Annotated in this window: 2 protein-coding genes and 1 pseudogene; 2 read left to right on the top strand and 1 reads right to left on the bottom strand. The window is 65.5% G+C overall.

Annotation, left to right across the window (positions count from 1 at the left end):
* On the bottom strand, positions 1-578 hold a 578-nt coding region (locus AC1DJT_RS36235; protein ID WP_476836008.1), incomplete at its 3' end, for a LysR family transcriptional regulator.
* A 127-nt stretch (positions 579-705) separates the two neighbouring features.
* Between AC1DJT_RS36235 and AC1DJT_RS36230 the strand changes: the two genes are divergently transcribed.
* Positions 706-1,626, top strand: a complete 921-nt coding sequence (locus tag AC1DJT_RS36230; protein WP_476768039.1) for an alpha/beta fold hydrolase — start codon at positions 706-708, stop codon at positions 1,624-1,626.
* 493 nt (positions 1,627-2,119) lie between these two features.
* A pseudogene (locus tag AC1DJT_RS36225) lies at positions 2,120-2,268 on the top strand (N-acetyltransferase); the annotation flags it as partial.

Here is a 2,268-nt window from a genome sequence, read left to right as displayed (position 1 = left end):
ATGTAGAGGATCGCGCGATGCTGCCTGAGTTCGATCAGCGTCCCCGGTCTGCCACAGGCATCCAGATAGGCAGGCGAGGCGACGAGGACGCGGCGGCTGCTCGCAATGTGCCGCGCGACAAGTCGCGTGTCATGGATTGGGCCATGGCGGATGACGGCATCGTAGCCATCGGCCGCCGCATCGACGAAGCGATCCTCCAGCTCCAGTGCCAGCTCGATCTTGGGGTTGGTCGCCAGGAAGGAAAAGATCGCCGGGCCGAGATGTAGGACCCCGAAGCTGACGGGGCCGGAGATCCGCAGTGGTCCGAMCAGCTCGCTTCGCCGTTCGGCGAGCTCTGCCACGGCCTCCTCGGCCTCGCGCAACAAGCGCCTGCCGCGCTCCAGGAAGGCGGTGCCGCCTTCGGTCAGCGACAGCTTGCGGGTGGTTCGCTGCACAAGTCGCGTGCCGACCAGCCGCTCCAGCTCCGCCAGCCGTTCGCTGACCACGGATTTGGCCAGTCCCATGCGCTGGGCCGCAGCGGTGATCGATCCGGCTTCCGCTACCATCACGAATGCCGCGACCCCGTCGAGCTTCATCATTGTTCGCTCTTTCCGGAAACCAGTTTCGCTTTCTGGCGGCTACTCCAGACAATGGCGCAGCGCCATCATCTCGTCGAGAGCAAGGCCGTGCCCTGGAGTGCCCGGCCAGACATGAGGAGAGATCGCGATGCTTCGCTTCCTGGCCGCCGCTACTGGCGCCCTTCTTTTCGCTGCCCCCGCGTTGGCGCAGATTGTTCCGTTTCCGGCGGGTTTCCGCACGCAGGAGATCCCGGCCAACGGCACGACGTTGCACGTACGGGTCGGCGGACAGGGGCCGGCGGTCGTCCTGCTGCACGGCTATGGTGAAACCGGCGACATGTGGGGCGAGATGGCGGCCGATCTCGCGCGGGACCGGACCGTGATCGTTCCCGACCTGCGTGGCATGGGCCTTTCGGCCATCCCMGAAAAGGGCTTCGACAAGAAGAACCAGGCCGCCGACATTGCCGGCGTCCTCGATGCCCTGAAGGTGGACCGGGCGGAGCTGGTGACCCATGACATCGGCAACATGGTCGGATTTGCGCTTGCCGCCGGGTATCGCGATCGCGTGACGAAGTTCGTGCTGATCGATGCCCCCTTGCCGGGCGTCGGCCCCTGGGAGGAGATCCTGAAGAATCCGCTTCTCTGGCATTTTCGCTTCGGCGGCCCCGACATGGAGCGGCTCGTCGCCGGCCGCGAGCGCATCTATCTCGATCGCTTCTGGAATGAATTCTCGGCGACCCCCAGCCGGTTCAGCGAAGCTGCGCGAGAGCATTATGCGGCGCTCTACGCCAGGCCGGGGGCGATGCGCGCGGGCTTTGCCCAGTTCGCCGCCTTCGATCAGGATGCTGTCGACAACAAGGCCTTCCTGGCAAAGGGCAAGCTGACGATCCCTGTGCTGGCGATCGGGGGGGAGAAATCCTTCGGACTGGGCATGGCTGCGGTCATGAAGTTCGCAGGCGAGAACGTCCAGGGCGCGGTTGTGCCCGGTAGCGGACATTGGATCATGGAGGAGAATCCTGCGGCGACCGTCGCTCTGGTCCGCAGCTTCCTGGATGCCGGGCGACCATGAGAGCGGCGACCCGGTCGCGTCGGAGCGCCGCTGCCTTCGACCGGATCATGCGTCGCCGTCACCTATACGTTCACTGAACCGGAAGGGCCGATCTGCCAAAGCGGAGGCCCCTCTGTCCAACAGGGTCGAGCTCTGGCGATAACGGTCCACTGAGCGAGAGCGCGGATCTGCTCTGCGACGGCCGGCCAGGCGGCTCATTCACGAATAAAAATCGAAAGGATCCTGCCCGCGGCAGTGCGCCAGGCCGGCGCCTCCGGCCTTCCCCGGCGATTGTCAGGCGCTGCGTCGGGCGGGGGCGCGGCAGACCTTGGTGGCGCGGCCTGCAAGGTCCTGCTGCCACGGGAGGAGAAGCAATTCGTCGGAAGGTGTAGGGAGCCTACTGCTCCGGGCGATCCGCCTATAGGCTTCATCCGAACGAGGCGCGCCCTATTCCCATCGTTCCGGTTCCGCTTTTGCACGCTAGCGTTCTGCCGGAGCAGGGAAGGGGAGCGCCATGCCCATCATCGACGTGGACTTCGGTGATGATGTCGTCGTCAGCCACCCCGATCTCGTCAATCTCTATGGCTGTGCGATCGGCTCGGGCACACGGATCGGCCCCTTCGTCGAGATCCAGCGCGGTAGCCGCATCGGCCGGCGCTGCAA

It is taken from the genome of Allobosea sp. 05T422_2 (genome assembly GCF_056396265.1).
The sequence above is the reverse complement of the archived record's forward strand: the minus strand, read 5'-3'. Positions and strand labels throughout refer to the sequence as shown.